This is a genomic window from Streptomyces sp. NPDC091272, from assembly GCF_044757485.1.
Taxonomy (GTDB): domain Bacteria; phylum Actinomycetota; class Actinomycetes; order Streptomycetales; family Streptomycetaceae; genus Streptomyces.
The window spans coordinates 439,064-464,364 of the sequence record NZ_JBIVVC010000004.1; the positions used below are offsets into that span (position 1 = coordinate 439,064).

Genomic DNA, 25,301 nt, shown 5'->3' on the forward strand with positions numbered 1-25,301 from the left:
ACCGCCCCCGTGGTGCGCACCCCGACCGAGGAGCCGTCGTGACCACCTCCACCGCCCCCGCGGACACCGCCCGCACCCGCCGCCCCCAGACGGGCCCGCCCCTGGTCCTGCCCGTCCTCGCCTTCGCCGCCCTGACGATCGCCTACGTCGTCCTCAACAGCTCCACCCCGCAGCCCACCGCCACCGGCGCCGAGGTCCTCACCCACGCGCAGGGCCACGGCACCCGCATCCGCGTCGGGGCCTTCCTGCTGCTGGCCTCCGCCGTGCCGCTGGCAGTGCTCACCGCCGTGCTGTACCGGCGGCTGCGGGCACTGGGAATCACCGCCCCCGGCTCCGCCATCACCCTGGTGGGCGGGGTACTGGCATCCCTCGCCCTGACACTGAGCGCGCTCTTCGCGTGGACCGGCGAACGGCTGGCACAGACCTCCGAGGCGGCCCTCGCACGGACCCTCGCCGACCTGTCCTTCCTGACCGGCGGAGTGACATACGCGATGGCCTGCGGACTTCTCGTCGCAGGACTCGCGGTGAGCGGACTGCGGGCGGAACTGCTGCCGAAGCCACTCGCGTGGGCAGGTCTTGTCATCGCCGCCTGCGGAATGCTCGGCACACTCAGCCTGCTCGCCGACCCCTTCGCGTTCGCCCTGCCGGTGGTCCGTTTCGGCGGACTGATCTGGCTGGTGTGGGCCGCGACGGCACTGCCGCACCACCGGGCCCGCACGACACCCCCTACGGAGCGGTGACCCGAGGCGCCACGTCGAGGACCCGCGCCCCCTGCCGGGAACGCGGGCCCTCATCTCCGTACGAGCAACACCGCTCAGCTCTTGCGGTGGCCTATCAGCCGCGGCTTCGCCTCCAGGTTCTCCAAGCCGTGCCAGGAGAGATTCACCAGGTGCGCGGCGACCTCCGCCTTCTTCGGCTTGCGCACGTCGAGCCACCACTGACCCGTCAGCGCCACCATGCCGACCAGCGCCTGCGCGTACAGCGGAGCCAGCTTCGGGTCGAAGCCACGCGCCTTGAACTCCAGGCCGAGGATGTCCTCGACCTGGGTGGCGATGTCCGAGATGAGCGAGGCGAACGTACCCGTCGACTGCGCGACCGGGGAGTCCCGGACCAGGATGCGGAAACCGTCCGTGTACGTCTCGATGTAGTCGAGCAACGCGAAAGCGGCCTGCTCCAGCAGCTCACGCGGATGCCCCGCCGTCAGCGCGCTCTGCACCATGTCCAGCAACGACCGCATCTCACGGTCGACCACCACCGCGTACAGGCCCTCCTTGCCGCCGAAGTGCTCGTACACCACCGGCTTGGACACCCCCGCCTTCGCGGCGATCTCCTCCACCGACGTGCCCTCGAAGCCCTTCTCCGCGAAGAGCGTGCGGCCGATGTCCAGCAGCTGCTCCCGGCGTTCCGCGCCGGTCATCCGCACCCGGCGGGCCCGCCGGGTCGCGGCGCGGGGCTTGTCGCCGCCCGTGCTCGGCTTGGTCACTCCGGTGCTGTCGTCGGTCGCCACAGGCTCCATCATGCCGTTTCTGTCGCTTCGCTCTCGCCCGGGGACCCGTCCTCGGCCTTGCGCCGGGACGCCAGCCGGGACGCCGTCGGCCAGCGCACGTCGTACGCCCACCCCGCCCGCTCGAACCAGCGGATGAGCCGGGCCGACGAGTCGACCTGCCCCTTCAGCACCCCGTGCCGCGCGCTGGTGGGGTCCGCGTGGTGCAGGTTGTGCCAGGACTCGCCGCAGGACAGGACCGCCAGCCACCACACGTTGCCCGAGCGGTCCCGCGACTTGAACGGACGCTTGCCCACCGCGTGACAGATCGAGTTGATGGACCAGGTGACGTGGTGCAGCAGCGCGACCCGCACCAGGGAACCCCAGAAGAACGCCGTGAACGCACCCCACCAGGACATCGTCACCAGCCCGCCCACCAACGGCGGGATCGCCAACGACAGCATCGTCCAGTAGATGAAGTCACGCGAGATGCGGCGGATCGCCGGATCCCTGACCAGGTCCGGGGCGTACTTGTCCTGCGAGGTCTGCTCCTCGTCGAACATCCAGCCGATGTGCGCCCACCACAGACCCTTGACCAGCGAGGGAAGGTCCTCGCCGAACCGCCACGGCGAATGCGGGTCGCCCTCCGCGTCCGAGAACCGGTGGTGCTTGCGGTGATCCGCCACCCAGCGCACCAGCGGCCCCTCCACAGCCATCGAGCCCATCACGGCGAGCGCGATCCGCAGCGGGCGCTTCGCCTTGAACGCACCGTGCGTGAAGTACCGGTGGAAACCGATCGTGATGCCGTGGCAACCCAGGTAATACATGAACACCAGCAGGCCCAGGTCGAGCCAGCTCACCCCCCAGCCCCACGCGAGCGGAACCGCCGCGAGGAGGGCCACGAAGGGGACGGTGATGAACAGGAGCAGCGCCATCTGTTCGACGGAACGCTTCGACTCGCCGCCGCGCGTCGCGAGCGGAGCCTGCGCGGCGGCCCGGTCCGCGGACCGGACTTCGGACGAGCCCGAGGATCCGGACGGATCCGGGGCTTCCTTGAGGAGATCGGGGCCGATGGTCATGAAACTCCCCTGTGGGGTGAGAATGCGGGAGACGCCTGCCTACGGTTCCGTAACCTACGCCTTCGTAAGTATGGCAGCGGTGAGGCCCGCTGTACGAGGCCGCCGAGTACCCGAATACCGGGACACATATCCTGGGCCCAGTCGGACAGCGCGGTCCGAGTTCCTGCCTGACGCGTTCCCCACTGCAAGGAGCCGCACCTGTGAGCAGTGCCGACCAGACCACCCCCGACACCAGCGCCGTCCTGAGGGCCGACATCCGCCGCCTCGGCGACCTCCTCGGAGAGACCCTCGTACGCCAGGAGGGCCCCGAACTCCTGGAACTCGTGGAGCGGGTCCGGGCCCTCACCCGCACCGACGGAGAAGCAGCCGCCGAACTGCTGGGCGACACCGACCTGGAAACCGCCGCACGCCTCGTACGTGCCTTCTCCACCTACTTCCACCTCGCCAACGTCACCGAACAGGTGCACCGCGGACGTGAACTGCGCGAGCTGCGCGCCGCCGAGGGCGGACTCCTCGCCCGCACCGCCGACCTGCTGAAGGACGCCGACCCCGAGCACCTCCGGCAGACCGTCAAGAACCTCAACGTGCGGCCGGTCTTCACCGCCCACCCCACCGAGGCCGCCAGGCGCTCCGTACTCAACAAGCTCCGCCGCATCGCGGAACTGCTGGAAACCCCCGTCATCGCCTCCGACCGGCGCCGCCACGACCTGCGCCTCGCCGAGTCGATCGACCTGATCTGGCAGACCGACGAGCTCCGCGTCGTACGGCCCGAACCCGCCGACGAGGCGCGCAACGCCATCTACTACCTCGACGAACTCCACGCCGGCGCCGTCGGCGACGTCCTGGAGGACCTGGCGGCCGAGCTCGGCCGCCTCGGCGTCGAGATCCCGCCCGGCACCCGCCCCCTCACCTTCGGCACCTGGATCGGCGGCGACCGCGACGGCAACCCCAACGTCACCCCCGCCGTCACCTGGGACGTGCTGATCCTCCAGCACGAGCACGGCATCACCGACGCACTCGAACTCGTCGACCAGCTCCGCGGCCAGCTCTCCAACTCCATCCGCTACGCAGGCGCCACCGACGAACTCCTCGAATCCCTCCAGGCCGACCTGGAACGCCTCCCGGAAATCAGCCCCCGCTACAAGCGGCTCAACGCCGAGGAGCCCTACCGGCTCAAGGCCACCTGCATCCGGCAGAAGCTGGTCAACACCCGCGAACGCCTCGCCCAGGGCTCCGCCCACCGGCCCGGCTGCGACTACCTCGGCACCAGCCAGCTCATCGACGACCTCACCCTCATCCAGACCTCGCTGCGCGAGCACCGCGGCGGACTCTTCGCCGACGGCCGCATGGACCGCACCATCCGCACCCTCGCGGCGTTCGGCCTCCAGCTCGCCACCATGGACGTCCGCGAGCACGCCGACGCCCACCACCACGCACTCGGCCTCCTCTTCGACCGGCTCGGCGAAGAATCCTGGCGGTACGCGGACATGCCCCGCGAGTACCGCCAGAAGCTCCTCGCCAAGGAGCTCAGGTCCCGCCGCCCGCTGGCCCCCGTGCCCGCACCGCTCGACGCGGCGGGGGAGAAGACCCTCGGGGTCTTCCTCACCATCAAGGAAGCCCTGGCACGCTTCGGCCCCGAAGTCATCGAGTCGTACATCATCTCCATGTGCCAGGGCGCCGACGACGTCTTCGCCGCCGCCGTACTGGCCCGCGAGGCCGGACTCCTCGACCTGCACGCCGGCTGGGCCAAGATCGGCATCGTGCCGCTCCTGGAGACCACCGACGAACTGCGCGCCGCCGACGTCATCCTCGACGAGATGCTCGCCGACCCCTCCTACCGGCGCCTGGTCTCCCTGCGCGGCGACGTCCAGGAAGTCATGCTCGGCTACTCGGACTCCTCCAAGTTCGGCGGCATCACCACCTCCCAGTGGGAGATCCACCGCGCCCAGCGCCGACTGCGCGACGTCGCCCACAGGTACGGCGTCAGGCTGCGCCTCTTCCACGGCCGCGGCGGCACCGTCGGCCGCGGCGGCGGCCCCTCCCACGACGCGATCCTCGCCCAGCCCTGGGGCACCCTCGAAGGCGAGATCAAGGTCACCGAGCAGGGCGAGGTCATCTCCGACAAGTACCTGGTGCCCTCACTGGCCAGGGAAAACCTGGAACTGACCGTGGCAGCCACCCTCCAGGCCTCCGCACTGCACACCGCGCCCCGCCAGTCCGACGAGGCCCTGGCCCGCTGGGACGCCGCCATGGACACCGTGTCCGAGGCCGCCCACACCGCGTACCGGGGACTCGTCGAGGACCCGGACCTGCCCACGTACTTCCTCGCCTCGACCCCCGTCGACCAGCTCGCCGACCTGCACCTGGGCTCGCGGCCCTCCCGCCGCCCCGGCTCCGGCGTCTCCCTCGACGGCCTGCGGGCCATCCCGTGGGTCTTCGGCTGGACCCAGTCCCGGCAGATCGTCCCCGGCTGGTTCGGCGTCGGCTCCGGCCTCAAGGCACTGCGCGAGGCAGGCCTGGAGAGCGTCCTGGAAGAAATGCACGAGCACTGGCACTTCTTCCGCAACTTCCTCTCCAACGTGGAGATGACGCTCGCCAAGACCGACCTGCGGATCGCCCGCCACTACGTCGACTCCCTGGTGCCCGACGAACTCAAGCACGTCTTCGACGCCATCGAGGCCGAGCACGCCCTCACCGTCCAGGAAGTGCTGCGCATCACCGGCGGCACCGAACTGCTGGACACCAACCCCGTCCTCCAGCAGACCTTCGCCATCCGCGACGCCTACCTGGACCCGATCTCCTACCTCCAGGTGGCGCTGCTCAAGCGCCAGCGCGACGCGGCGGCGGCCGGCCAGGAACCCGACCCGCTGCTCTCGCGGGCCCTGCTGCTGACTGTCAACGGTGTGGCGGCAGGACTGCGCAACACCGGCTGACAGCCCACGCCGGCTGACGGCCCACGCCGGCTGACGGCCCACGCCGGCTGACGGCCCACGCCGGCTGACAGCCCACGCCGGCTGACAGCCCACGCCGGCTGACGGCCCACGCGAAGAGGGCGGCACCGTGAACCACCGGTGCCGCCCTCTTCCTTGAGCCGCTAGGAGTTGTACGTCGACTGCGCCCGCTCAAGGCCCTCGATCACCAGGGCCTCCACCGCGTCCGACGCCCGGTCCACGAAGTAGTCCAGCTCCTTCTTCTCCGCCGACGAGAAGTCCTTCAGCACGAAGTCCGCCACCTGCATCCGGCCCGGCGGGCGGCCGATGCCGAAACGCACCCGGTGGTAGTCGGGACCCAACGACTTCGTCATCGACTTCAGACCGTTGTGCCCGTTGTCACCGCCGCCCAGCTTCAGGCGCAGCACCCCGTAATCGATGTCCAGCTCATCATGGATCGCCACCACGTTCGCCGTCGGCACCTTGTAGAAGTCGCGCAGCGCCGTCACCGGACCGCCCGACAGATTCATGTACGACAACGGCTTCGCCAGCACCACACGGCGGTTGTACGGGCCAGGAGGACCGATCCGGCCCTCCAGCACCTGCGCGCGCGCCTTGTGCGACTTGAACTTCCCGCCCATCCGCGAAGCGAGAAGGTCCGCGACCAGCCAGCCCACGTTGTGACGGTTGGCCGCGTACTCGGGGCCCGGATTGCCCAGGCCCACCACAAGCCAGGGCGCCGACGGGTCGGCGGCGGCGGGGCTCGGGGTCGTCATCAGCATGTCTCCTTGCGTCGAACAGTGCGCACAGACAGAAAACCGCCGCCCCGCGCCCTCGGGCACGGAGCGGCGGCCAACCTGCTCGAAGCTACGAGGCTCAGGCCTCGGAGCCCTCGGCGTCGGCGTCCGCGGACGGCTCCTCGGCCTGCGCGGAGACGATCTGGATGACGATCGCTTCCGGGTCGGTCACCAGCGTGGTGCCCTCGGGCAGCACGACGTCCTTCGCGAGGATCGCGTCACCGGCGTCCAGGCCCTGCACCGAGACGGTGACGGACTCGGGGATGTGCGTGGCCTCGGTCTCGACCGAGAGGGTGTTCAGCACGTTCTCCAGCAGGTTGGAGCCCGGCGCCAGGTCGCCCTCGGAGAGCACGGAGACCTCGACGGTGACCTTCTCGCCGCGCTTGACCGCGAGGAGGTCGACGTGGGTGATGGTGCGCTTGATGGCGTCACGCTGAACGGCCTTGGGGATGACGAGCTCGCTGCGGCCGTCGATGTCCAGGTTCAGCAGGGCGTTGCTGGTCTTGAGCGCCATCATCAGCTCGTGACCCGGCAGGGTGATGTGCACGGTGTCGGCACCGTGGCCGTAGATGACGGCCGGAACCTTGTTGGCGCGACGGGTCTGGCGGGCGGCGCCCTTGCCGAACTCGGTACGGACCTCAGCGGTGATCTTGACCTCAGCCATGACTGCGCTCCTCGTAAATGGTGGAAACGGGGTTGGTCGTCACCCGGCCACACGAACGGCCCGCTGCGGAGCCTGCTACGAAGAGCGCGTCGATAACGGAGGTACGAGCCTCCCTCGCCGAGCAACTTCGCCACTGTACCCGGGCCTGCCCCGGACAGCCCAATCGATCATCACGGCGATGGCACGGCGAAGGGCCGCCGGGAATCCCGACGGCCCTCCACCAGCTGCGTACTGCTACGACTGCTCCTCGAAGAGGCTCGTCACCGAACCGTCCTCGAAGACCTCCCGCACCGCGCGCGCGATCGACGGCGCGATCGACAGCACCGTGATCTTGTCGAGCTCCAGGTCCGACGGGTCCGGCAGCGTGTTCGTGAACACGAACTCGCTCACCTTGGAGTTCTTCAGCCGGTCCGCGGCAGGACCCGACAGGATGCCGTGCGTGGCCGTCACGATGACGTCCTCCGCACCGTGCGCGAACAGCGCGTCCGCGGCGGCGCAGATCGTGCCACCCGTGTCGATCATGTCGTCGACCAGGACACAGACGCGGCCCTTGACCTCACCCACGACCTCATGGACGGTCACCGTGTTGGCGACCTCCTTGTCACGGCGCTTGTGCACGATCGCCAGCGGCGCGTCCAGACGGTCGCACCAGCGGTCGGCGACGCGCACACGGCCGGCGTCCGGAGAGACGATCGTCAGCTTGGAACGGTCCACCTTCGCGCCCACGTAGTCCGCGAGGACCGGCAGCGCCGTCAGGTGGTCCACCGGGCCGTTGAAGAAGCCCTGGATCTGGTCGGTGTGCAGGTCCACCGTGAGAATCCGGTCCGCACCCGCCGTCGACAGCAGGTCCGCCACCAGACGCGCCGAGATCGGCTCCCGGCCCTTGTGCTTCTTGTCCTGACGGGCGTACCCGTACGACGGCACGATCACCGTGATGGAACGGGCCGAGGCCCGCTTCAACGCGTCGACCATGATGAGCTGTTCCATGATCCACTTGTTGATGGGAGCCGTGTGGCTCTGCATCAGGAAGCAGTCGGCGCCACGAGCGGACTCCTGGAAACGGACGTAAATCTCACCGTTCGCGAAGTCGAAGGCCTTCGTCGGCACCACACCGATACCCAGCTGATGTGCGACCTCCTCGGCCAGCTCGGGGTGTGCGCGGCCGGAGAAGAGCATCATCTTCTTCTCGCCGGTCGTCTTGATCCCGGTCACAGCACGGTCTCCTCAGAGTGTTTCTGGCCGCCAGCAGGCTGCGAGCCAGCCGAAATGGTGTGCGTCTATCACGGTACGCGGTGCGCGGAGCACCTCTTTCCGGTCAGCTTTCGCCGCCGGCCTCCTGCGGAGCGGCCTGAGCGGCCTGGGCAGCCGCGCTGCCCGGACGCTTACGAGCCACCCAACCCTCGATATTCCGCTGCTGCCCACGGGCCACGGCCAACGAGCCGGCCGGCACGTCCTTCGTGATGACGGACCCGGCGGCGGTGTAAGCACCGTCCCCGACAGTGACAGGAGCCACAAACATGTTGTCCGAACCGGTACGGCAGTGCGAACCGATCGTCGTGTGGTGCTTCGTCTGACCGTCGTAGTTCACGAAGACGCTCGCCGCACCGATGTTGCTGTAGTCACCGATCGTCGCGTCACCCACGTACGACAGGTGCGGAACCTTCGTCCCCTCGCCGACCGACGCGTTCTTCGTCTCGACGAAAGCACCGATCTTCGACTTCATGCCGAGCTTCGTCCCCGGACGCAGGTACGCGAACGGGCCGACATTGGCAGCAGCGCCGATCTCGGCCCCGTCCGCCACGGTGTTGTCCACCCGGGCGCCGATACCGACCGTCGTGTCCTTCAGCCGGGTGTTCGGGCCGACCTCCGCGTCCGCCGCGACGTGCGTGGCGCCCAGCAGCTGCGTACCCGGGTGCACGATCGCGTCCTGACCGAAGGTCACCGTCACGTCGACAAAGGTCGACTGCGGGTCGACGATGCTCACACCACTGAGCATCGCCTGCTCCAGAAGACGGGCGTTGAGCAGCCGACGGGCCTCCGCCAGCTGCACCCGGTTGTTGATCCCCAGGATCTCCCGGTGGTCCGCGGCGACCGACGCACCGACCCGGTGACCCGCCTCACGCAGGATCCCCAGGACGTCCGTGAGGTACTCCTCACCCTGGCTGTTGTCCGTACGCACCTTGCCCAGCGCATCGGCCAGCAGCTCACCGTCGAAGGCGAAGACACCGGAGTTGATCTCACGGATGGCGCGCTGGGCGTCGCTGGCGTCCTTGTGCTCGACGATCGCCGTCACGGCCTGCGTCCCGGCGTCCCGCACGATCCGCCCGTACCCGGTCGAGTCCGGGACCTCGGCGGTCAGCACGGTGCACGCGTTGCCGTCGGCGCTGTGCGTGGCCGCGAGCGCGGACAGGGTCGCGCCGGTCAGCAGCGGGGTGTCGCCGCACACCACGACCACGGTCCCGGACGGGCTGCCACCGAGGGCCTCCAGGCCCATCCGTACGGCATGACCCGTACCGAGCTGCTGCTCCTGCACGGCGGTGTGGGCCTCGGGGTCGATCTCACCGAGGTGTGCGGTGACCTTCTCGCGTGCGTGGCCGACGACGACGACCAGGTCGGCGGGGTCCAGCTCGCGTGCTGCGGTGACGACGTGGCCGACGAGCGAGCGCCCGCTGATCTCGTGCAGGACCTTCGGGGTGGCCGACTTCATACGGGTGCCCTCACCCGCTGCGAGGACGACGACGGCTGCCGGGCTATTGGCGCTCACGGTGGGTGCCCTTCGGCTTCTTCGGGGGTGGACCACCGCAGGATACCGGGGGGTTACGTGGGGGAAACGAGGGCGGGTCCCGACCGTGGAGGTCGGGACCCGCTTTCAGGCTCCCAGGGAAGGAATCGAACCCTCATTCAATGGACCAAAACCATTTGTCCTGCCATTAGACGACCTGGGATGGTCTGCCACCTATGTCCGATTCTGTTGATCGGGCAACGGTGCGGCACCTACTATGCCGTACCAGGTGCCTTCCATGCGACGGTACAGATCGGCGCTTCTGGTGACGTAGACGGAGAGGCACCCCTGATATTGATCGCTGGTGTTCTTCCGGTTGGTCTTCGGATTGTGCTTCTTCAGCGAGGTGGACTGAAAGTCGGACACGTCCACGTCGGCGACGTCGGCCCAGAACTTCTCGGCTGCTACGACGTTCGCCGTCTCGTGAATGTAGACCCGGAAGCGCATGCGGTCGCGCGAGACACCCAGGAGCTCCAACCAGCGTAGGTACAGCTTGATCACGTTGGGGTCGCTGTTGATGAACTTCAATGCTTCGCGGCGGCTGTAGGACTTGTCCTTGCCGCCTTCGGCCCAGTACAGGGCCGTTCCTGCGACGAGCAGTTCCCGGTCCGTGAGCTGCCCCACCGCGGCAAAGGCACTGCGCTTGGCCTGCTCGCGTTCTTCATCCCTGCGAGCGTTCTCGTGCTCCCAGCGCCGCTGGCCTGCGAGCCTGGCCTGCTCGGTGGGTGATCGGCGCTCCGGCTTCGGCAAGTCCCTCACCCACAGCGAGATCGAACCCTTCGAGCACCCCAGCTCCACCTGGATCTGGTCGTACGTCATGCCCTGGAGGCGCAGTTCGCGGGCCTTGGCGTGCAGGTCGTCCTTGGCGTTGGGGCGTTTCGTCCACTCCGGGGCCGGTTCGCCGTCGAGGAGGCGGTTGAGGAGGTCGTTGTTGTCGACGTGGATGCGGTCGCGGATCTGGCGGCGGCTGAGCCCCTCGCGGCGCAGCGCGACGGCCTGTTCGCGCAGGGTCTCGAAGTCCGCGTACTTCCCGTGCGGTGTGATCGTCATGCGGGCAGCTTTGTTCGCTGAGCGGACGTGTGTGCCGGGAACGGGCGCGATTCATGTATCCGGGTGGATTGTGGGTGATCCGGTGGCGCCGGGAGTTTTGCTGTGCCTGCGGGGCTATCGCTCCGGGTCCTTGACCGGGAGGACGGCGGAGACGCGGAAGCCGCCCGCGTCGGTGGGGCCTGCGACGAAGACTCCGCCGAGGGTGTGGACGCGTTCGCGCATGCCGACGAGGCCGTTGCCGCCGCTGGGGAGGCCCGCGGTGGGGGCGTCCGCGTCGGAGGCCGCGTTCTCGACCTGCATGGCGATCTCGGTGCCCTCGCGGTGGGCGATGCGTACCCACGTCTTCGCGCCGGGGGCGTGCTTGTGGACGTTGGTGAGGGCTTCCTGGACGACGCGGTAGGCGGTCTGTTCGACCAGGGCGCCGCAGGGGGCCGGGTCGCCGTCCACGGAGAGTTCGACGGTCATTCCGGCGGCTCTGGACTGTTCCACGAGGGCGTCGACGTCGGCGAGGCAGGGGCCGTTGCCCGCTGCGTCGGCTGCGGCTGCTGCCGCTGCTGCCGCGCCCGCGGCGGCTCCGACGGCGGCCAGGGGGACGGCGGGGGTGCGGGTGAGGGGTGCGGTGGTGGATTCGGGGGAGCGCAGGACGCCCAGCATCTCGCGGAGTTCGGTGAGGGCCTGGCGGCCCATGTCGCCGACGAGTGCGGCGTTCTTGACGGCTTTCTGGGGGTCCTTGAGTGCGACGGCCTGGAGGGCGGCGGCGTGGACGACCATCAGGCTGACGCGGTGGGCGACGACGTCGTGCATCTCGCGGGCGATGCGGGTGCGTTCCTCGGTGCGGGCCCACTCGGCGCGTTCCTCGGCGCGGTCGGCGAGGAGGGAGAGTTCGCGTTCCAGGGAGTCTGCCCGTTCGCGCAGGCTCTCCATCAGGCGGCGGCGGGCCCCTATGTAGAGGCCGAGGAGGAGCGGCGGGGCCGTCATGCCGAGGGCGAGTACGACGGACATGGCGAGGGTGTAGCCGGTGCTGGGGTCGAAGGAGCTGCCGTCCTGTCCGGCCAGGGAGCGCATCCGGACCAGGGAGACGATGAGCGTGCCGGTGAAGGCCATGCCCGCGATGACCGTGGTGATCCGGCGCGGTACTTCTGACGCGGCGAGTGAGTAGAGCCCGACGACGCCGAGCATGAAGCCCATTTCGGCGGGGGTCACGGCGAGCGAGGTGAGCACGACGGCGATGGGCCAGCGGCGCCGTACGAGCAGGGTGGAGCCCACCAGGATGCCGATGAGTACGCCGAGGGCGCCCGGCAGTCCGGTGTCCGTGGCGAAGGCCATGCCCTCGACCGCGCACTCGGCCGCCGACGCGGCGGCCAGCCCCGCGTCGAGCACCACGCTTCGTCGCCGCTCCCACCACCAGAAGCGTGGACCGGTCAGGTCCACGTCGTTCCGGTCTTCCCCCGTGACGGTCATACGGACCAGCCTACGGTCGGGTCCTGTCGTTGTGCCTGCGAGTTCTCGACTTCTCGGGGCGGTGGGCGGGTGCGGTGGGCAGGGGTGGCGGGAGGCGTGGCCGGGGTGTTTCAGGCGAGTGCGAGGCGGGCGGGCCGGGTTCCGGAGACGAGGGTGGCGAGGGCCTGGTCGAGGGTGTGGCCCAGGAACCAGTCGCCGGTGTGGTCGAGGCTGTAGACGCGGCCTTCCGCGTCGATGGCGAGGGTGGCCTGGAGGTCGCCCGTCCTGCCGTTCTCCCGGCCGAGCGGGCAGACCTCGGTGTCCAGGGCGCGGCCGAGGTCGGCGAAGGTGCGGGCGAGGTGGAGGCCGTGCAGGGGGTCGAGTACTGCCGGGGTGGGGGCGATCTGGCGGCCGGTGCCGGGCGGGTTGATGTGCAGTCCGCCGAATTCGGCCCACGCCTCGACGGCCGCGGGGAAGACGGTGTGGCGGTGGCCGGCGGGGGAGGCGTGGGCGCGGAGGGTGTCTGCCCAGTGTTCGGCCTGCTTTATGTCCCAGCGGCCAGGTTGCCAGCCGGCTTCGCGCAGTGCGGCGTCGACGGCGACGGGGAAGCGGGTGGTGCTGGTGTTGAGGTGGGGGTGGGGTGGGGGCGTGGCCTGAGCCTGGGCGTGCGTCTGGGGCTGTGCCTGGGCGTGCGGGTGCGGGTGTGGGTTGGTGCTGGGGGGCATGGGGGGTGGTTCAGCCCTTCTCGGCGGTGGGGTCCACGGGGCGTACGCCGAAGTGGGCGAGCAGTGGTGCGCAGGAGTGGCAGGGCGGGGCGTAGCTGCCGTGCAGGGGGTCGCCGTCCTCGCGGATGCGCCGGGCGGTGAGTTTGGAGTGCTTGAGGGAGCGGCGGGCCTCGCTCGCGGTGAGCGGTTTGCGCGAGGCGCGTTTGGACCGGCCGCTCTCGGCGGCGGAGAGGTGGCGGGAGAGCAGGATCGCTTCGGGGCAGCGGCCGGTGAAGCGGGTGCGCTGGACGGTGGTGAGGGTGTCGAGGAAGTCCTGTACGAGGGGGTGCAGGGCGGGTGGCTGGTCGGCTTTGCCCGCGGTGCAGGTGAGGGTGTCCGCGCCGCGTACGGAGAGGGCGGCGGCGACGGCGGGCAGTATGCCGTCGCGGCGGTGTCGGAGGGTGGGCGCGGGTCGGTCCTCGGCGGTGTTGGAGCTCCAGGTGAGGCGGGGGTCGCCGGGGGCGGCGGGTGTGGGGGCGGATGTGGCAGGGCCGTCCGTGTCCGCTGGGGTGAGGGCCGGGCCGGTGGTGTTTGTGGGGGCCGGGTCGGGGCTGGTGGTGTTTCTGGGGGTCGCGATCGGGGGCGTGCTGCCAGTGCCGGTCGCGCTTGCGGGTGTGTTGTTCGTGCCGGTCACGCCCGCGGGTGTGCTGTTCGTGCCGGGTGCGGTCGTGAACGGGTGGCCCGTGCCGGGTGCCGGGGTGGATGTGCCGGTTGCGGTCGCCGTCGGGTTGCCCGTGCCGGTTGCGGTCGCCGTCGGGTTGCCCGTGCGAGGGTCGTGTGCCGTGGCGGTGTCCGTGAGACTCATGGTGGCTGCCGTCGTTCCCGGTGCGCCCGTCGCCCTCGGTGCCCCCGTTGTCCTTGTTGTCCGCGGTGCGCGCAGATTTCCTGTTTGTGCAGTGTGCATGGTGGTGCGTTCCCTCCCTGCAATCCCCCGAGTTGCGGGGGACAGCCTGCCAAATGTGCACTGTCGTGGGGAAGCTGGGGCACCGGTTCGGGCGCGTCCCCCGGGAGAGTCCCCTTCGTGCGGCGTGTCGCGGGGGAGCGCCGGGACAGGTGTGCGTGACCGCCCGTGAACCGTGGGTGGACCGCCCGTCACGAACCCGCCACGAGGGTCGCGTGCAGGTCTCGTACAGGCGGTGGCCGGGGCGTTCCTGGGGCAGGACCCCCTGTTGCACCACCGCATAGGCTGTGCTGAATCAGCCAGACGCAGCAGGGGGCATCAGCCATGACGACAGGTCGGCTCGGGCAGCAAGCCGCGCCACCGAACGCGGCCTACGCCGGGCAGCTCGTGAACTTCCCGGACCCCGTCCGGGCCGCCCGCCACCCCCGGGGTGTGCGCGTGGACGAGGACGGCTATCCGGACTTCGCGCCCTACGCGCGCGCCGCCGCCGAGATCGCCGAACCCCCCGAGGGCTTCGGGGTGGACGAGCTCCGGCTGACCGACTACGTGTCTGCCAACGCCGCGCTGCACGCCGAGGGTCACGAGCTGTGGGAGACGCTCGACCCGGTGGCCACGCCGCACGGCTGGACCTGGCACCACGTTCCGTACACCCGCCGCATGTACCTCGTGCCGGTGGAGGTGAAGGCGCTGCTCCGGCATCACGGCGGGCTCGCCACGACCTCCGTGGACCAGGACAAGCGCGGTACGCGGCCGTTGCAGGAGACCCGTCCCGTGCACTTCGGGCTGCCGAGGAGGGCAGTGGCCGTCTCCGAGAGCCAAGTGCTGGGCGTGGAGGAGGACTTGGGGTACCGGCTGCCCGGCGCGTACCGCTCCTTCCTCAAGGCTGCGGGCGGCTGTGCGCCGGTCGGTGCGGCGCTGGACGCGGAGTTGGGGCTGCTGGTCGACCAGCCGTTCTTCACGGTGCGCGACGAGGCAGGGGTCAACGACCTCGTCTACGTCAACAAGTGTCTGCGCGATCACCTGACCAAGGACTATCTGGGTGTCACCTTCGTCCAGGGCGGGATCCTGGCGGTGAAGGTGCGTGGTGAGGACGTCGGGTCGGTGTGGTTCTGCGCGTACGACGACGCGCGCGACCAGGACGGCTGGTCGGTCCAGGAGCGGGTGGAGCGGCTGCTGCTGCCCTGCGGTGAGGACTTCGACGAATTCTTGCAGCGGCTGGCGGGCAGCCCGCCGGAGCTGCAGACGGTGGCGAATCTGATGGTCGACGGCGGCTTCGCGCACGCCGTCGACGTATCGGATGTTCCGGACGAGGGATGACGGGGTTGACTGTCCGATGGTGACTTTCGCGCAGGCGCAGGAGCGTGCGGACGAGTGGGTCAACGGGGACGTGCCCGCGTACCAGCACCGGGAGGTGCGGGTGCGGGAGTTCGATCTCGGGTTCGTGGTGTGGGCCGAGGACCGCGAGAACGGCCCGGTCTCCGACGGCGGCCGGCAGCGGCTCGTCATCGCGCGCGACAGCGGCGAGGCCACGCTGTGGCCCGAGCTGCCGGTGGGCGAGGTGATCCGGCGGTACGAGGAGGAGTACGGGGCTCCGGTGTCGGACGCGGGTGAACCGGCCCCGCAGCCGCCGCAGCGGGTCGATCTGCAGCAGACGTCCTTCTTGCTGACGCCGCCGGAGTGGCTCCAGGAGGCGGCCGACAAGATCGGGATTCCGGACAGGAGGTCGGCGCCGGCTTCGGAGTCGACGCCGGCTTCGGGATCGGTGCGGGCTTCGGAGTCGACGCGGGCCTCGGGATCGACGTCGGCCTCGGGATCGACGTCGGGGGAGGCTTCGGCTGCGGGGCTTGCTTCGGTGCCTGCGCCGGGTGCTGGTCCTGCGCCTGCGCCTGCCCCTGCTTCCCCTTCCCCTTCTACTTCTACTTCTGGTTCTGGTTCGGCTTCGGACGAGTACGAGCCGACGGAGTCCGACGGTGTGCCCGTCTCGTCGTCGGGATACGGGGCCGGTGGAGCGCGCGGTACGGCCGGTGCGCCGCCCGCCGGAGCGACGCCGTGGGCCGGCACCGACACCAACTCGGGCGACGCGGGCGGTGTTCCGCTGCCCGCCACCGTGTTCGCACCGCCGCTCGTCGGGGCGGACGACGACGACTCCCGGGCGCCCGGGGCCGGTCCCGAGGCCCAGACGTCGCTGCTCCAGGGCGGCAGTCAGCTGCCGAGCACCGCGGTGGCACCGGTCGTACCGGACCCGTCGGCTCCGCAGCCGTTGCCGGGGTCGGGCGCGGGGGTGGGGCAAGGTTCCGGTTCCGCTTCCGGTTCCACTTCTGGTTCTGGTGCCGGTGTGCAGCCGGGTGCGGGCCCGCACGGTCCGCACACGCCGCATGCTCCCGGCGCTCCCGGCGCCCCGCGTCGGCCCGGTCTGTCCGTCGGGGCCGAGGACATCGCCGATGCCGCGACCAGTAAGGCGTCCCTGCCGCCCGGTGCCCGGCGTGGCGGGGGTTCGACGACTCCGCCGCCGCCCGGTGCGCCCGGTACGCCGGGTGCGCGCCCGGGTGCGCAGGCGCCCGCGGGGCCCGGCGCTCCGGGTGCCCCTGCGGCGGGTTACGTACCGACGGCGCTGGTGCCGCAGCTGGGTGCCGGGGGCGCCCCGGGTAGTCCGGGTGCTCCGCAGCCGCCCGGCCCCCCTGGTCCGCCCGGTGGCGGCGTGCATCACGCGGCGACGATGCTGTCCGACCCGAGCATGGGCGGTCAGGGCCGGCCCGGGGCCCCGCAGCCGCCCGGCCCGCCCGGTCCTCCCGGTGCACCGGGAGCTCCGGGGTCGACTCCGCCTGCGGGCGGGGGAGTTCACCATGCGGCGACGATGCTCGCGCAGCCCGGACCGAACCAGGGCCCCGGCGCCCCGCAGCCGCCCGGCCCGCCAGGGCCCCCTGGTGCCATGCCGCCCCCGCACGGGCACATGCCACCCCCGCACGCGCAGCACCAGCCTCCGCACGCGCAGCACCAGGCTCCGCCACCGAACATGCCGCCGCCGAACATGCCCCCGCCGCACGCCCAACACCAGCCCCACCAGGCCCCGCACCAGATGCAGCCGCCGCACCAGGGGCCGCCCGCGTACGGGTATCCGCCGCAGCAGCCGTCCGGGTTGCCGACGGTCGGGCCCGGTTATCAGGCGGTGTTGCGCTACCGCGCGCAGGACGGCTCCGAGCAGCAGCTCATCCGCCGTTCGGCGCCCGGTACCCCGCACCCCGAGTGGCAGATGCTGCACGAGTTGCGGGCGATGCAGGTGCCGCCGCAGCAGGTGCTCGAACTCCACACGGAGCTGGCGTCCTGCGAGCTGCCCGGTGGTTACTGTGCGCGGATGATCCGGGAGACCTGGCCGCAGGTACGGATCACGAGTGTCGCCCCGTACGGCACGGATCACGCGTCGCGTCAGCAGGGGATGCAGCACCTGCTGACCCACCAGGGCGAGCTGCATCAGGTCGCGGACGGTCCGGCGCGGCCCGCGCCGGTGCGGGCACCGCTGCCGCACCCGAGCCAGCTGATGCAGATCCCGCCGGTGCCGCCCGAGGGTGTCGCGCACGAGTTGGTGTCGGCGTTCGGGCCGCAGGCGGTCTTCCGGTTCGACCAGGGCGCGGTGTCGCGCCAGGGGGTGCCGGAGCTGGTGGCGATGACGCTGATGTGGGCCGGGCTGCCGGTCGACTTCGGGCCGTTCTTCTGGGCGCAGGCGGTGCCGGGCCAGCCGGTTCCGACGCTCGCCGAGCTCGCTCAGCAGCGCGGTGTGCAGCCGGCCCCGGACGCGGGTTCGTACCTCGTGATGGGCTCGGACTTCGGGCGGGCGATCTGCGTGCAGTACGGGACGGCGAACATCGTGGCCGTACCGGTGGAGGCGGGTGCGGGAGGTCGTCCCGTACCGCCGCAGTTCGTGAACACGGGCCTGCCCGAGTTCGTGCGCTCGCTCGCGCTGCTCGGCAGGATGTGGCGGCTGCGCTTCGGTCTCAACCCGGAGCAGGCGGGTCGGTGGACGGTGGACTTCCAGGCTCAGCTGGCGGCGCTCGACCCGGCGGCGCTGGCGTCGCCGGAGAGCTGGTGGTCGGTGCTCCTGGAGCAGATGTGGGACGGGTTGTTGTAGCTCTTGCCGTAACCGCGCACCGGCACCTGCCGGTACGTCGCCACCGCTGGCGCCGCCGGGGCGCCCGAACCTTCTCCGAGGTCGGGCGCCCCGGCTTTTTTCCTTACGGGGCGCGGGGCGGATTCCGGCCAGGCGGCGGACCGGTTTCCGGGTGGAGTGTCGCGTTATGCACACTGGAGTCCGATCGATCAGGATGTGCCGGAGTTCAGCCGGAGACCGGAATCACCGGATTTGAGGGGATACAGGGATGAGTGCATCGACGTCACCCCAGGACTTCACCGTGGTACGGGGCCGTGGCTACCGCCCCGAGCAGGTGGACCGCCGGATCGCCGGACTGTCGCAGGACCGCGACGACGCGTGGGAGCGGGCGGCGCGGCTGACGGTGCTCACGAAGCAGCTGGAGGCGCAGGCGGAGGCCCTGCGCGAGGAGGTCGCGCAGCTGGCGCCGCAGACGTACGAATCGCTGGGCGAGCGGGCGAGGTCGCTGCTGACCCTGGCGGAGGAGGAGTCGCAGGAGCTGGGCTCGCAGGCCGCGCGGGAGGCGTCGGCCCGTACGGACGCGGCGAGTGCGGCGGCGCACAAGGTGCGGGACGAGGCACGGGCGGCGTCGGACGCGCTCCGGGCGGAGGCCGAGCAGGCGGCCGTCGAGCTGCTGGAGTCGGCGCGGTCGGCGGCGGACGGCATGCGGGCGGGGGCGCGCAGGGACGCGGAGGGGTGGCGGTCCGCCGCGGTCGCGGGGCTGCAGGAGATGCGGGAGCGCACGGAGGCGCTGCTCACGGCCCAGGAGAAGGAGCACGCCGAGCGCCGGGAGGCGGCCGAACGCGAACTGGCGGAGCGCGAGGCGCAGACGGACCGGCATTTCGCCGCGCTGACGGCCCGCGCGGAATCCGTACTGGCGAAGGCGAAGAGGGCGCTCGCCGAGACGGAGGAAGAAGCCAGGCACGGCCAGGAGGACGCGGAGGCCCGAGCCGCGGAACTGCTCGCGGCGGCAAGGGTGCAGGAGGAACGCATCGCCCGCGAGACGGACCGCGTGCTGCAAGAACACGACGAGGCCCGCCGGGAGCTGCAGTCCCACATGACCCACGTACGAACAACCCTCGCCACCCTGACCGGCAAGACCGAAGCAGAAAACCAACCCGAACAAACAGGCCCGTGAGGTAGGGGGCGCGGAGATCTGCACGCCCAGCCACACCCGCCCGGGGCACGGAGATCTGCACGCCCAGCCACAACGCACCCCGCCTTTCAGGGGCGCGGGGAACTGCGCGCCCAGCCACAGTGCACCCGCAGGACTCCCACCATCGCCCGCCCCTCCAGGGGCGCGGGGAACTGCGCGCTCAGCCACAACGCACCCGCAGCATGCCCCTCCAGCCCCGCGGCAGCGGTTTCGGGAAGGGGCGGGGAGGGGCCGAACCCGCGAAGCGGCCCACCCACCCGCACGGGGCCGACACTGCACACCCACCCCGCCGCCCCCGCCCACGCGGCACGGGCATGCCACCCCAGTGGGCCAGGCCCGCCCCCGGCACGGCCCGCCCCCCCACGCAGACCGCGCCCCCGCGCCCCGCGCCCCGGTGACCCCAACCCCGCCTGCGCCAGTGCCCCCTCACCCCCTCACCCCCTAACCCCCGACCCAACCCCCCGTTCAGAACCCACCCCTCCCCCCTGCGCCCCTTCCTCCAGCACCGGAAACCTCCTCGGTGCCAGGAACACCAACGCCAGCAGCGCCAGCACGCCCGCCCCGGCCGCGCCCACGTACACATGGTCGACAGCCGTGTCCACCGCGCGCCTCAGGTACTCCGCCGCCCCCGCGGGCAGCGCCGATCCCGGGTCGGTCAACGCGTGCGAGACCGAGTCGAGATCACCCGGCAGTCCGTCCCTGATCGCCCCCGGCGCCGCCGCCAGCCGTGCCGCGAGCGTCGCGTTGGCGACCGCGCCGAAGACCGCCGCTCCCACGCTCTGCCCCAGCTGCCGGTAGAAGAGGATCGACGCGGTGGCCGTGCCACGCTCGGACCAGCCGACCGTCGACTGGACACCGACGATCAGCGGCAGCTGGAAGAGACCGAGCGCGCCGCCCAGCAGCAGCATGATCAGGGCGGGCTGCCAGGCCTCCCCGGGGAAGGGCAGCAGCGGAAACGCCAGCAGGGTCAGCGTCGCCAGCGAGATCCCGATGATCGCCGTCTGCCGGAAGCCGATCCGCCGGTAGACGTGCTGACTCAGCGCCGCCGACAGCGGCCAGCTCAGTGTCATGACGGACAGGACGAAACCGGCGGCCGTCGGATCGAGCCCCAGCACGGACTGGGCGTACGTCGGCAGGAAGACGGTCGGGGCGACCATCAGCAGGCCGAGCGCACCCAGGGCGACGTTGACCGCGGCGATCGTGCGGCGCCGCCACACCCAGCCGGGGAGGATGGGTTCGGCCGCGCGCCGTTCGACGGTCACCACCACCGCGACGAGCACCGCGCTCGTCGCGAACAGCGCCAGGGAGGGGGCGGAGAACCAGGGCCAGGCCACCCCGCCCTGCACCAGCGCCGTCAACAACACCCCGCCACAGGCGAACACGGCAAGCGCACCGGGCCAGTCGACCCGAGAACGTACGGCCACCGGGCCGAGTTCCCCACCCGTCGCCACGGCCGGCACCCCCTGCGCCTGCCTCGCCCCCTGTGCCTGCCTCGCCCCCTGCGTCCGCGCCACCCCCTGCGCCCGCGCCACCCGCTCCGGTTCCCGCAGGTACCTGGCGATCAGCCACATCGCCACCGCGCCCACCGGCAGGTTGACGAGGAAGATCCACCGCCAGTCCGCGTACGTGGCCAGGAGTCCGCCCAGTGCGGGTCCCGCGACCGCCGAGGTCGCCCACACCGTCGAGAGCCGCGCCTGGATCTTGGGGCGTTCCTTCAGCGGGTACAGATCGGCCGCGACGGTCTGGACAGTGCCTTGGATGGCGCCGCCGCCAAGACCCTGGACGATGCGGAAGGCGATCAGCGCCGTCATGTTCCAGGCGAGCGCGCACAGCACGGAGCCGATGAGGAAGAGGGCGATGCCCGCGAGCAGTACGGGCTTGCGGCCGAAGGTGTCGGAGAGCTTGCCGTACACGGGGAGGGTGACGGTCACGGCGAGCAGGTAGCCCGCGAACAGCCAGGAGAAGACCGTGAATCCGCCCAGTTCGCCGACGATCTGGGGGACGGCGGTGGAGACGATGGTCCCGTCGAGTGCGGCGAGCGCCATGCCCAGCATGAGAGCGGCGACGACCGGCCCACGCCGGACGGGCCCACTTCCTGCCGTCGGGCTCCCTGCCGGCGGGCTGTCGGCCGTCGAACTCCCGGCTGTCGGCGCGCGGCCCCCGGGCACCTGCCGGGAGCCGTCCGGAGCTCCGGGTATCTCCCCAGAGCTCTCCGCACCCTGGGTGCCACTTACATCCTTGCCGCCCACCGAATTCCCTTCCCCCTGCACGTATTTCTGTCGGGACAGCGTCTCACCCGCAGGTCGGGCGGGGGAGGGGGCAGAAAGGGTGGACGTGCTCCCCCTGGGTGCTCCACCTACGGGTTGAGGATCCGGGGTGGACTTCCCTACTTCGCTGCACCCGGTTGTTGGTACTCCAGGCCGACGTGCCGGAACAGGCCCATTCCGTAACTTGGAGTGACGTTGGACCGGCGAAGGCCGGCAGGGAAGTACTGGCTGCACAGGGGGAATTGACGTGACTACGGCAGTGGGGCTCTCGGGCCACGAGCAGGGGTCCGGGCACGGGGACACGGCGGCGGGCGGGCGTTCGGCCGTCGCCGCGCGGGCGAGCCAGGTGGTGAAGGCGTACGGGGCGGGGGAGACCCGGGTCGTCGCGCTGGACGGCGTCGACGTCGAGATGGCGCGCGGCGAGTACACCGCGATCATGGGCCCCTCGGGGTCGGGCAAGTCGACCCTGATGCATTGTCTGGCCGGACTGGACACGGTCTCGTCGGGTCAGGTCTTCCTCGACGACACGGAGATCTCCGGCCTTGGGGACAAGCAGCTCACCCAACTCCGCAGGGACCGTGTCGGTTTCATCTTCCAGTCCTTCAACCTGCTCCCTACGCTCAACGCGATCGAGAACATCACCCTGCCGATGGACATAGCGGGCCGCAGGCCCGACCCGGCCTGGCTGCGGCGGGTGGTGGAGACCGTCGGGCTCACCGACCGGCTGAAGCACCGGCCGTCCGAGCTCTCCGGCGGCCAGCAGCAACGCGTCGCGGTGGCGCGGGCGTTGGCCGCCCGACCCGAGATCATCTTCGGGGACGAGCCGACCGGGAACCTGGACTCGCGCTCGGGCGCCGAGGTGCTGGACTTCCTGCGCCGCTCGGTGGACGAGCTGGGGCAGACCATCGTGATGGTCACGCACGACCCGGTGGCCGCCTCCTACGCGGACCGCGTGCTGTACCTGGCCGACGGGCGGATCGTCGACGAGATGCGCCGGCCCACCGCCGAGCTGGTCCTGGACCGGATGAAGGCCTTCGACGGTCGGGGGCGCACCTCATGACCGTCTGGAAGACCTCGATGCGCAACTTCCTGGCGCACAAGGGCCGGATGGCGCTCTCCGCCGTCGCCGTCCTGCTGTCGGTGGGTTTCGTCTGCGGCACCCTCGTCTTCACCGACACCATGAACACCACCTTCGACAAGCTCTTCGCCGGCACGTCGGCCGACGTCACCGTCACGCCGAAGACCGAGAAGGACGACCACTCCGCGCAGAACGCGGGGCGTCCCGCCGTCCTGCCGGGCTCCGCGGTCGCGAGGATCGCGGGCGCCGACGGTGTGGAGTCCGCGCGAGGCGCGGTCAGCAGCATGTCGGTCACCGTCGTCGACGCCGACAACAAGGACATGGGCTCCACCACGGGGGCGCCGACCATCGCGAGCGACTGGGCCGCCAACGACGCCCGCTCGATGACCATCACCTCCGGGCACTCCCCGCGCGGCCCCACCGACGTCATGATCGACGCGGACACCGCGGACAAGCACGGGCTGAAGCTCGGTGACGAGCTGCGCACGATCGCCGTGACCGGCGACTTCACCGCCCGGATCAGCGGTATAGCCACCTTCAGGACGACCAACCCCGGGGCGACGGTCGTCTTCTACGACACGGCGACGGCACAGCGGAAGCTGCTGGGCGGCCCGGACCGGTTCACCGGCATCAACGTCGAGGCCGTGCCCGGCGTGAGCGACGAGCAGCTGAAGACCCGGGTGGCCGCGGCGCTCGGACCGACGGCCCCGTACAAGCTGCTGACCAAGGAGGAGGCCGGCGAGGAGAGCAAGAACGACCTCGCGTCGTTCCTGGACGTCATGAAGTACGCGATGCTCGGCTTCGCCGGGGTCGCCCTCCTCGTCGGAATCTTCCTGATCATCAACACCTTCTCGATGCTGGTCGCCCAGCGCACCCGGGAGATCGGTCTGATGCGGGCGCTCGGCGCCGGCCGCAGGCAGGTCAACCGGTCGGTGCTCCTGGAGGCGCTGCTGCTCGGGGTCGTCGGGTCGGTGCTGGGGGTCGCGGCGGGCGTGGGGCTGGCCGTCGGGCTGATGAAGTTCATGGGCGCGATCGGTATGAAGCTCGCCACGAGCGACCTGACGTTCAAGTGGCCCACCCCGGTCATCGGTGTGGTGCTCGGCGTCGTCGTCACGGTCGTCGCCGCCTACCTGCCGGCCCGCCGGGCGGGCCGGGTGTCCCCGATGGCCGCCCTGCGCGACTCCGGGACCCCCGCCGACGCCAGGTCCGGGCGGATCAGGGCGGCCGTCGGCGTGACACTGAGCCTGGCCGGCGGGGCAGGGCTGTACGCAGGCGCGCAGTCGGCGAGGGCGAGCGAGGGCTCCCTCTTCTTCGGTCTCGGTGTCGTGCTCACCCTCGTCGGGTTCGTCGTCGTCGGACCGCTGCTGGTCTCGGTGGTCGTGAAGGGGCTGGGCGCCGTGGTGCTCCGCGTCTTCGGCCCGGTCGGCCGGATGGCCGAGCGGAACGCACTGCGTAACCCGCGCCGTACGGGAGCGACCGGTTCGGCCCTGATGATCGGGCTCGCCCTGGTGGCCTGTCTGTCGGTCGGTGCGTCCTCGATGGTCGCCTCGGCCACGCAGGAGCTCGACAAGTCGGTGGGCGCGGACTTCACGGTGCGTTCCAACAACCAGCAGCCCGTGCTGCCGCAGGCGCAGCAGGCGCTCGCCGAGGCCGAGGGCATCTCCCGCCTCACCCACTACAAATTGGTCGCCGCGAAGGTGACCGCTCCTGACGGAGTCCCGGAGTTCAAGTCCCTGTCGGCGACCGATCCCTCCTACCAGCAGGACCTGCGGCGCAAGACGGTGTCGGGCGATCTCGCCGCGGCGTACGCGCCGGGCGCGATATCGGTCGGCGAGGACTACGCCAAGCAGCACGGGGTGAAGGTCGGCGATGCGCTGACCGTGCTCTTCCCGGGCGGGAAGAGCACGGAGCTCAGGGTCGCCGCGGTCACCTCCGACGACGTCAGTGTCGACAAGGGGGCGCTGTACCTCAACATCACCACCGCCGCCGCGCACATCCCCGCCGACCGGATGCCGCAGGACATGGCGGTCTTCGCCAAGGCGGCGCCGGGCCGGGCGGACGCCGCGTACGCGTCGCTGAAGGCAGCCGTCGCGAAGTACCCGCAGTACCGCGTCCTGAACTCCACCGACTACAAGGAGGACCTCAAGGCGCAGATCGACCAGCTGCTCAACATCGTCTACGGGCTGCTCGGGCTGGCGATCGTGGTGGCGGTCCTGGGTGTCGTCAACACCCTCGCCCTCTCGGTCGTGGAGCGGACCAGGGAGATCGGCCTGCTGCGGGCCATCGGCCTCTCGCGCCGCCAGCTGCGCCGGATGATCCGCCTGGAATCCGTGGTCATCGCCCTCTTCGGGGCGCTGCTCGGCCTGGGTCTGGGGCTGGCCTGGGGCACGGCCGCCCAGCAGCTCCTCGCCCTGGAAGGCATGGCCGTCCTGGAGATCCCGTGGCCGACCATCCTCACGGTGTTCCTCGCCTCGGCCCTCGTCGGCCTGCTGGCCGCCCTGGTCCCGGCCTTCCGGGCAGGCAGGATGAACGTCCTCACCGCGATAGCCACGGACTGACGGCGCCGGAGGTGCGGGGGCGGGCCCGCAGCACCGGGGCGGGGCACGGGGGCAGGTGCCGGCCCCCCCGGGCCCGGGGGCCACGTGCAGGCCCCCCCCCGGGCCCGGGGGCACGTGCCGGCCTCCCCCGGGGCCGGGGGCCCGGGGTACGTGCAGGAGCCCCGCCCCCAAGGCCCCGGGCACGTGCCGGCGCCTCCGGGTCCGCGTCCGG

At 71.0% G+C, this 25,301-nt stretch carries 18 protein-coding genes and 1 tRNA gene; 7 read left to right on the forward strand and 12 right to left on the reverse strand.

The features are described 5' to 3' along the window. The first annotated feature begins 38 nt into the window (after window positions 1-38). Window positions 39-740 carry a DUF4386 family protein gene (locus ACIQM4_RS15080; RefSeq protein WP_401591151.1) on the forward strand — a complete coding sequence of 234 codons (702 nt, stop codon included), beginning with the start codon at window positions 39-41 and terminating at the stop codon, window positions 738-740. Window positions 741-814: 74 nt separating this feature from the next. Here ACIQM4_RS15080 and ACIQM4_RS15085 read toward each other — a convergent pair whose 3' ends face one another. Further along, window positions 815-1,519, reverse strand: coding sequence for a TetR family transcriptional regulator (locus tag ACIQM4_RS15085; protein ID WP_401591153.1), 705 nt, complete (start codon window positions 1,517-1,519; stop codon window positions 815-817). Continuing rightward, on the reverse strand, window positions 1,516-2,562 hold the full coding sequence (locus ACIQM4_RS15090) for an acyl-CoA desaturase (protein WP_401591156.1): 1,047 nt from the start codon (window positions 2,560-2,562) through the stop codon (window positions 1,516-1,518). Before ACIQM4_RS15090 ends, ACIQM4_RS15085 begins: the two co-directional genes overlap by 4 nt. Before the next feature lie 200 nt (window positions 2,563-2,762). Between ACIQM4_RS15090 and ppc the strand changes: the two genes are divergently transcribed. Further along, window positions 2,763-5,495 carry a phosphoenolpyruvate carboxylase gene (gene ppc / locus ACIQM4_RS15095; protein ID WP_401591159.1) on the forward strand — a complete coding sequence of 911 codons (2,733 nt, stop codon included), beginning with the start codon at window positions 2,763-2,765 and terminating at the stop codon, window positions 5,493-5,495. A gap of 161 nt (window positions 5,496-5,656) precedes the next feature. On the opposite strand, the gene pth is transcribed toward ppc, so the two are convergent. From pth to ACIQM4_RS15140, 9 genes are all read right to left on the reverse strand, one after another. After that, a complete protein-coding gene (pth, locus tag ACIQM4_RS15100; RefSeq protein ID WP_401591162.1) occupies window positions 5,657-6,268 on the reverse strand; it encodes an aminoacyl-tRNA hydrolase in 612 nt (203 codons plus the stop codon). 100 nt (window positions 6,269-6,368) lie between these two features. After that, window positions 6,369-6,953 (reverse strand): 50S ribosomal protein L25/general stress protein Ctc, encoded by a 585-nt coding sequence (locus tag ACIQM4_RS15105; RefSeq protein ID WP_401591164.1) that lies wholly within the window; start codon window positions 6,951-6,953, stop codon window positions 6,369-6,371. 234 nt (window positions 6,954-7,187) lie between these two features. Beyond that, window positions 7,188-8,165, reverse strand: coding sequence for a ribose-phosphate diphosphokinase (locus ACIQM4_RS15110; RefSeq protein WP_401591167.1), 978 nt, complete (start codon window positions 8,163-8,165; stop codon window positions 7,188-7,190). Between the two features lie 103 nt (window positions 8,166-8,268). Beyond that, window positions 8,269-9,717, reverse strand: coding sequence for a bifunctional UDP-N-acetylglucosamine diphosphorylase/glucosamine-1-phosphate N-acetyltransferase GlmU (gene glmU / locus ACIQM4_RS15115; protein ID WP_401591169.1), 1,449 nt, complete (start codon window positions 9,715-9,717; stop codon window positions 8,269-8,271). A gap of 110 nt (window positions 9,718-9,827) precedes the next feature. Beyond that, a tRNA-Gln gene (locus ACIQM4_RS15120) sits at window positions 9,828-9,898 on the reverse strand. Between the two features lie 11 nt (window positions 9,899-9,909). Further along, window positions 9,910-10,785: a hypothetical protein gene (locus ACIQM4_RS15125; protein ID WP_401591172.1), complete on the reverse strand. Its 876-nt coding sequence runs from the start codon at window positions 10,783-10,785 to the stop codon at window positions 9,910-9,912. Window positions 10,786-10,899: 114 nt separating this feature from the next. Further along, window positions 10,900-12,246, reverse strand: coding sequence for a sensor histidine kinase (locus tag ACIQM4_RS15130; protein WP_401591175.1), 1,347 nt, complete (start codon window positions 12,244-12,246; stop codon window positions 10,900-10,902). A gap of 110 nt (window positions 12,247-12,356) precedes the next feature. Then, window positions 12,357-12,950, reverse strand: a complete 594-nt coding sequence (locus ACIQM4_RS15135; RefSeq protein ID WP_401591178.1) for an SUKH-3 domain-containing protein — start codon at window positions 12,948-12,950, stop codon at window positions 12,357-12,359. A gap of 10 nt (window positions 12,951-12,960) precedes the next feature. After that, window positions 12,961-13,566, reverse strand: coding sequence for a YwqJ-related putative deaminase (locus ACIQM4_RS15140; protein ID WP_401591439.1), 606 nt, complete (start codon window positions 13,564-13,566; stop codon window positions 12,961-12,963). Window positions 13,567-14,214: 648 nt separating this feature from the next. Here ACIQM4_RS15140 and ACIQM4_RS15145 point away from each other — a divergent pair. The 3 genes from ACIQM4_RS15145 to ACIQM4_RS15155 all read left to right on the forward strand — a co-directional run bounded on the left by ACIQM4_RS15145 (window position 14,215) and on the right by ACIQM4_RS15155 (window position 19,169). Continuing rightward, complete coding sequence (locus ACIQM4_RS15145) at window positions 14,215-15,207, forward strand: SMI1/KNR4 family protein (protein WP_401591181.1); 993 nt, start codon at window positions 14,215-14,217, stop codon at window positions 15,205-15,207. 16 nt (window positions 15,208-15,223) lie between these two features. Continuing rightward, entirely contained in the window at window positions 15,224-18,013 is a 2,790-nt protein-coding gene (locus ACIQM4_RS15150; RefSeq protein WP_401591184.1) for an SUKH-4 family immunity protein, read from the forward strand. Between the two features lie 247 nt (window positions 18,014-18,260). Beyond that, window positions 18,261-19,169: a cellulose-binding protein gene (locus ACIQM4_RS15155; protein WP_401591186.1), complete on the forward strand. Its 909-nt coding sequence runs from the start codon at window positions 18,261-18,263 to the stop codon at window positions 19,167-19,169. A gap of 452 nt (window positions 19,170-19,621) precedes the next feature. On the opposite strand, the gene ACIQM4_RS15160 is transcribed toward ACIQM4_RS15155, so the two are convergent. Beyond that, complete coding sequence (locus ACIQM4_RS15160) at window positions 19,622-21,232, reverse strand: MFS transporter (RefSeq protein WP_401591188.1); 1,611 nt, start codon at window positions 21,230-21,232, stop codon at window positions 19,622-19,624. A gap of 469 nt (window positions 21,233-21,701) precedes the next feature. On the opposite strand from ACIQM4_RS15160, the gene ACIQM4_RS15165 reads away from it, so the two are divergent. Then, window positions 21,702-22,514 carry an ABC transporter ATP-binding protein gene (locus tag ACIQM4_RS15165; RefSeq protein WP_401591191.1) on the forward strand — a complete coding sequence of 271 codons (813 nt, stop codon included), beginning with the start codon at window positions 21,702-21,704 and terminating at the stop codon, window positions 22,512-22,514. Continuing rightward, on the forward strand, window positions 22,511-25,090 hold the full coding sequence (locus ACIQM4_RS15170) for an ABC transporter permease (RefSeq protein WP_401591194.1): 2,580 nt from the start codon (window positions 22,511-22,513) through the stop codon (window positions 25,088-25,090). Before ACIQM4_RS15165 ends, ACIQM4_RS15170 begins: the two co-directional genes overlap by 4 nt. The last annotated feature ends 211 nt before the right edge of the window (window positions 25,091-25,301 follow it).